The organism is Vibrio sp. CUB2, from assembly GCF_001557945.1.
GTDB classification, from domain to species: Bacteria; Pseudomonadota; Gammaproteobacteria; order Enterobacterales; family Vibrionaceae; genus Vibrio; species Vibrio owensii.
The window spans coordinates 1-5,303 of record NZ_LNRB01000043.1 but is presented as its reverse complement, the minus strand read 5'-3'; the positions used below and the strand labels follow the sequence as shown (position 1 = coordinate 5,303).

Below are 5,303 nucleotides of genomic sequence, written 5' to 3'. Positions count from 1 at the left end.
AAACCACCTTAATCACTAAATTCAACGCATAGTAAAAATGCCACGCGTTGCGAATCCCTCTTGAGCAGTTTGTTAGTCGCGAGGCACCGAGCGACAATTTTAAGCCGAACTAAACTTTGCGAACAACAAACTTTATGTGCTTTGATGCATTTAAGTCAGGCGTAGTCTCAAAGCGGCTACTCAATGAAACCACTTGGAACAAACAACGCCGTAGAGAACGGACTGACAACACCAAAAAACACTTTTGGAAAGCCAATCTCACAGTGCGGACTTTCAACAAAGTCACTGAAACCACGTGGAACGTACCACACCAGAGAAAACGTCCTTTCAGCAAGTAAATACGCTTTTAAACCAACAAACTCACCGAGCAGGTTTGCAACCAAAAACAGATTTTCGATTGCCCCGCTCTATCACCACCAAAGAACGAAACAACCGCTTGGAAATTAGCAATGAATTGATCTAGAACCGATGAAACTGAGCTTTGACCGTCGAAGATGGAGCTATGAATCAAACAACCAGTAACCAGTAGCCAAGTTTTGAGCTTAGAAACATGATTTTAACCGCTAGCTTTTTCTGGCGACTAACGCCCAATTAAGGTGTGAGGCACGCAATACTGATGTTGCCGCAGACCACCTTAAACACCAAAGCCGACGCATAGTAAAAATGCCACGCGTGCCGAATCACTCTTAAATTGTTTGTTATGTTTTTAACTGAATAGGATTTCCAGATGCTCTTTAAAGATTTTAGCTGGTACCACAAACTGATACCCTGTTTCAGTGGTAACGACAAAGTCCCCATATTTTTCGACTACTCGAGATGAAGCACCAAAATTTTTCTTAACAATATTAAAAGAAAACGCCTCTCCAGGCTCTAAAGTAACATTTGAAATGCGAGCCTCGGTAAAACCATCCCACATAAACTGTAACACTTGCTTCGACTCTGGTAACTGAGCTTGAAAATTTTTAATAAAGGTTTTAATCACTGAGTGATTTTCGAGCCTAATATTAATACCATTCATCGGTCCATGTATTGGATGTTCAGCATATGACATGGATAATGTAACCTTGATATGTGGTTTGGTAAGTTTATCATTCACAAAATTCAATCCGAGAAGCGTTGCAAATAAAGCTATCGATGTAACGATTGGCTCCATTTCTAAAGGAGCACCTGTTTGCCAGTTACTATCAACCGCCCAAATAATGGCGACAACAAGTGCTACCAAGTTTGCGCATACTGCGAATAAGAACCTGATATTTTCTCTTATAAAATCCAAAACTTTAGTCATAGCTTCCTTAAAAACATAACGCCGCGTTAAGTAGTGAGCAACGCTTACACCTAACCTAAACCATTGTGCCGTAAACACTAAAGTTGAATCAAACCTAAAATGCCGAGCGTTGCGAATCTGCCTTAAACGCCTTGTTAGTTTCATATTTATGAAGGCTACTCACTAAAATAATCATGTATCACCAAGATACATTTGACATTCTCACAGCAATGTATCACTATGATACAAAATAAGAAGAATTAGTTATGACTAACAACTCAGACCCAACACCAGTAAGCGAGTTCCCATTGAGAATGGGGACAGCTAAAAAGACAATTAATGATTTAGCAACAAACCACAAGCATAGGATTAGAATTGGTAAGCATACCAAAGACCGGATGGCAGAACGAGGTGTCTCCATTCGAGACATTTTTAACGTGTTATCCAGCTCAAGATCTATTATGCAAGAAGAGCCGGCAAGACAAGCAAATGGTGATTACATTTGCACCCTCTTAGGAGTCAGTGCTGGTGAAAGAATAACAGTCGTTATCGCACTGAAAGAAATCGATGTGGATCCAGAAGCGAAGACTGTAACAGTTTACGTAGAGTAAACTTTAAATTAGAGAGAAATATAATTATGTATCACTACACCGAAAGCGGCCTTGAAAACATCTACCTAAAAAATGGTTTTGTTTCCACAGAGGAAGATGGTGAAGAGTTCGTAAGTTTCACAAATTTTGACGGAATCCATCAAGCAATTGCAGTTGCAATTTGTTCTCAGAAAAAATGGATGTCTGCAGCTCAACTTAAATTTTTGCGTAAAGAGTTCAACCTATCTCAAACGGGTTTAGGTCAACTGATTTACTGCGATAGACAGTCCATTGCTCGATGGGAGAAAGGAGAGATTGAAATTCCTCATCTTGCAGACGTAATGTTGCGTGCCTTGTACTTAGAATCTATCGACAAAGAAAGCCACGTATCATTAACCATTGAGTCATTGGCTGATGCTGAGATTGCAGATATGCAAAGCAAAGTTTGCTTGGAAGAAAATCAAGGGGAGTGGAAAGCTATAGCAGCTTAAACTATTACCCATAAAAAGAGGGCTCGCAATTTGCGAGTCCTCTTTTTAGTTAAGGAACTTAAATACATATACTTAACTACATTCTTGCTTACAGCGCGGAATACGCCGATGCAAACTAACGCCCAATTAAGGTGTGAGGCACGCAATACCGATGCCACCGCATACCACCTTAATCACTAAAATTAACGCATAGTAAAAATGCCAAGCGTGCCGAATCACTCTTAAATTGTTTGTTAGTTTGCGTGCCAAAGTGACACAGATATTGCTTATTGCACACTTTAAGACCATAATACACATGTGACATTTTGACACAACAGGAGATAACATTATGGCTACTACTTTGCCTCGCATCACCGCTAGAGTTGATGTCGATACACAAGACTTACTTACTAAGGCTGCCGCGATCGCCGGCATGTCTAGCATCAACTCGTTTGTTCTAAGCGCTGCAATCGAAAAAGCTAAACAAGTCATCGAACGTGAACAGGCTTTAAAACTGAACCAAGCAGATGCGATGTTGCTCATGGAAGCTTTAGATCGTCCTGCAACACAGAACTCAAAACTAAAAGCTGCTGCTGATCGATACGAGAGCAAAACTCAATGATGAATACGGTACTTCTAGATAAAGCTAAACACGATAGAAACCGATTCAACTGTGGCATCGAAGCTCTCAATAATTACTTAAAAGTAATGGCGAGTCAGCAAGCAAAGAAGGACAACACCAGAACTTTTGTTTTGGAAGATGATAGCGACAATTCACATGTTATCGGCTTTTACACGCTAACAATGACACCAATTGACTTAAAGGCATTGCCTGATAAGTTACAAAAAAAGCACCAATCATCCACTTCTGGTGGTCTGATTGCCCGCCTTGCTGTCGATGACCGATACAAAGGGAAAGGCTTTGGTGAGTAGCTGCTTATTGACGCACTCAGAAAACTATTAGCCGCTAGTGATAGCGTTGCATTTCCAGTTGTTATCGTTGATGCCAAAGACGGTGCGAAACACTTCTATGAACGCTATGGTTTTCAAGCATTTCATGATGCCGAAAACAAACTCTTCATCACCATTGCAGATGTGAGAGCAAGCTTAGGCTAGTTAACCGCTAGCCTTTAGCAAACTAACGCCCTGCTAAGGGGTGAGCAACGCAATACTGAAGCCGCCGCAAACCACCTTAATCACTAAGTTCAACGCATAGTAAAAATGCCACGCGTTGCGAATCCCTCTTGAGCAGTTTGTTAGTTTGCAAACCCAAAGCGTTGATTTTAAGTCATTTTAAACTTTGCAAACAATAAACTTTATGTGCTTTGATGCATTTTAGTCAGGCGTAGTCTAAAAGCGGCTAGTCAATGAAACCACGTGAAACAAACAACGCCGCAGAAAACGAACTAACAACACCAAAAAGCGCTTTTGGAAAACCAATCTCACAATGCGGACTTTCAACAAAGTCATAGAAACCACATGCACTTACCACACCAGAGAAAACGTCCTCGCAGCGAGTAAATCGGCTTTTGCACCAACAAAGTCAACGAGCAGAATTTCAGCAAAAAACTTCGACTCAGTTAACCCAAAAGTCACCGCACAAAAGAACAAATCAACCGTTGAAACGATGCCAATTCTGAATTTTCACCACGCTAGTTAACACTCAAATTGAACGCCGACACGACAATTTCAACTTTGAGCTTTTACCACTAGATCTTGCGATTTAGCTGCGTTTTTCCTCTTGCAAACTAACGCCCTGTTAAGGTGTGAGCAACGCAATACCGAAGCTCCCGCATGCCACCTTAAACACAAAACGCAACGCATAGCAAAAATGCCAAGCGTTGCGAATCACTCTTAAACAGATTGTTATGACACTGTTTACGATTTGGTTAACATAGCCACTGTCATTTGCCAGTTTTCACCTACGTCGTCTCGCGTGGTTTCTTGACCAACATGTTTTAATTTAAAACCATGTACATTAACCAAATGGTCTATGTTTTGCGCTAGCTCTTCTGAATCTAGAAGCGTACTACACTCAGGACACGATTCACTTACACATGAACTAAGGCGTACTGTTTTGTGGGATTTAGCCATGAGTTTTTCCTTTTTCTGTTACTTCTTCTTTCACACGAAAGCTTGCAGCTGAAGTAATATGATTGCATTCTTGGCATACACGGTCACCAGTGTCCTGCCCCATAATTTTTTCTTTATATGTATCGTGGGAACCACATTTCGGACATTTGTACATTATCAAACCCTTATAAATATAAACCTAGTTGCAAAAGCAACACATTGCACAAATGAATATACCACTCTGTTTATAGGGTTAAAATAAAATCTTCGCTGGGTTCATAAGTAAGTGTCATAACGCCTTGTTAAGGGGTGAGTAACGCAATACCGAAGCGACCGCATACCACCTTAATCACTTAAACCAACGCATAGTGAAAATGCCACGCGTTGCGAATCCCTCTTGAACAATTTGTTATGTGGTTTTCCCACGTAGTCCTATTAAGTTTCCAAATGGGTCCTCAACTTGGCACATTGAAAGCCCATCTTCAATTTCCATTGGTCCACGATAAAGACACGCACCTAGTTCTTCAAAATGAGCCAGAGCAACACATAAATTATCTACAGACCAGTAAACAACTGTACCACTTTTACCAGCACCAACCTTTTTGTCTGCTTGGACTATTTCTAGTGAGAAACCATTTAGATCAAGCGCCGTGAAATCAAAGTCAGGGTGGTAAACCGGAACGGCTTCTGGAAAAGCTTTCTTGTACCATTCAAGCCCTTTCGCTACATCTGGGACATGAACAAGAACCGCTGATGGATTCATAATTTTTCTCCAACCACATAACGCCTTGTTAAGGTGTGAGGCACGCAATACCGAAGCCTCTGCATAACACCTTAACCACTAAAACCAACGCATAGTAAAAATGCCACGCGTGCCGAATCACTCTTGAACAATTTGTTATGTTT

Annotated in this window: 7 protein-coding genes and 1 pseudogene; 5 read left to right on the top strand and 3 right to left on the bottom strand. The window is 40.9% G+C overall.

The window, feature by feature from the left end:
• Nucleotides 1-183: 183 nt before the first annotated feature.
• Nucleotides 184-447: a hypothetical protein gene (locus tag ATB78_RS30210; RefSeq protein WP_155647882.1), complete on the top strand. Its 264-nt coding sequence runs from the start codon at nucleotides 184-186 to the stop codon at nucleotides 445-447.
• 259 nt (nucleotides 448-706) lie between these two features.
• Here the strand turns inward: ATB78_RS30210 and ATB78_RS29740 are convergent, their stop codons facing one another.
• The gene (locus tag ATB78_RS29740) at nucleotides 707-1,285 is read right to left on the bottom strand and encodes a hypothetical protein (protein WP_038887878.1); all 579 of its coding nucleotides are present in this window, start codon (nucleotides 1,283-1,285) and stop codon (nucleotides 707-709) included.
• Between the two features lie 245 nt (nucleotides 1,286-1,530).
• Between ATB78_RS29740 and ATB78_RS27515 the strand changes: the two genes are divergently transcribed.
• From ATB78_RS27515 to ATB78_RS27500, 4 genes and pseudogenes are all read left to right on the top strand, one after another.
• Nucleotides 1,531-1,875: a DUF4258 domain-containing protein gene (locus ATB78_RS27515; RefSeq protein ID WP_061011130.1), complete on the top strand. Its 345-nt coding sequence runs from the start codon at nucleotides 1,531-1,533 to the stop codon at nucleotides 1,873-1,875.
• Between the two features lie 26 nt (nucleotides 1,876-1,901).
• Nucleotides 1,902-2,345 carry a helix-turn-helix domain-containing protein gene (locus tag ATB78_RS27510; protein WP_061011129.1) on the top strand — a complete coding sequence of 148 codons (444 nt, stop codon included), beginning with the start codon at nucleotides 1,902-1,904 and terminating at the stop codon, nucleotides 2,343-2,345.
• Between the two features lie 328 nt (nucleotides 2,346-2,673).
• The gene (locus ATB78_RS27505; protein ID WP_031382125.1) at nucleotides 2,674-2,946 is read left to right on the top strand and encodes a DUF1778 domain-containing protein; all 273 of its coding nucleotides are present in this window, start codon (nucleotides 2,674-2,676) and stop codon (nucleotides 2,944-2,946) included.
• Nucleotides 2,943-3,440, top strand: a pseudogene (locus ATB78_RS27500) (GNAT family N-acetyltransferase). The gene ATB78_RS27505 and the pseudogene ATB78_RS27500 overlap by 4 nt, the downstream one beginning before the upstream one ends.
• A 762-nt stretch (nucleotides 3,441-4,202) precedes the next feature.
• On the opposite strand, the gene ATB78_RS27495 reads toward ATB78_RS27500, so the two are convergent.
• Both ATB78_RS27495 and ATB78_RS27490 read right to left on the bottom strand, forming a co-directional pair.
• Nucleotides 4,203-4,418 carry a hypothetical protein gene (locus ATB78_RS27495; protein ID WP_061011128.1) on the bottom strand — a complete coding sequence of 72 codons (216 nt, stop codon included), beginning with the start codon at nucleotides 4,416-4,418 and terminating at the stop codon, nucleotides 4,203-4,205.
• A 388-nt stretch (nucleotides 4,419-4,806) separates the two neighbouring features.
• The gene (locus ATB78_RS27490; RefSeq protein ID WP_025527329.1) at nucleotides 4,807-5,160 is read right to left on the bottom strand and encodes a glyoxalase/bleomycin resistance/dioxygenase family protein; all 354 of its coding nucleotides are present in this window, start codon (nucleotides 5,158-5,160) and stop codon (nucleotides 4,807-4,809) included.
• Nucleotides 5,161-5,303 lie beyond the last annotated feature (143 nt).

Bases quoted from the DNA above. Each gene is read 5' to 3' on its own strand.
- ATB78_RS27490 (WP_025527329.1), bottom strand. From the start codon at position 5,160: ATGAATCCATCAGCGGTTCTTGTTCATGTCCCAGATGTAGCGAAAGGG.
- ATB78_RS27510 (WP_061011129.1), top strand. From the start codon at position 1,902: ATGTATCACTACACCGAAAGCGGCCTTGAAAACATCTACCTAAAAAAT.
- ATB78_RS27495 (WP_061011128.1), bottom strand. From the start codon at position 4,418: ATGGCTAAATCCCACAAAACAGTACGCCTTAGTTCATGTGTAAGTGAA.
- ATB78_RS27505 (WP_031382125.1), top strand. From the start codon at position 2,674: ATGGCTACTACTTTGCCTCGCATCACCGCTAGAGTTGATGTCGATACA.
- ATB78_RS27515 (WP_061011130.1), top strand. From the start codon at position 1,531: ATGACTAACAACTCAGACCCAACACCAGTAAGCGAGTTCCCATTGAGA.
- ATB78_RS30210 (WP_155647882.1), top strand. From the start codon at position 184: ATGAAACCACTTGGAACAAACAACGCCGTAGAGAACGGACTGACAACA.
- ATB78_RS29740 (WP_038887878.1), bottom strand. From the start codon at position 1,285: ATGACTAAAGTTTTGGATTTTATAAGAGAAAATATCAGGTTCTTATTC.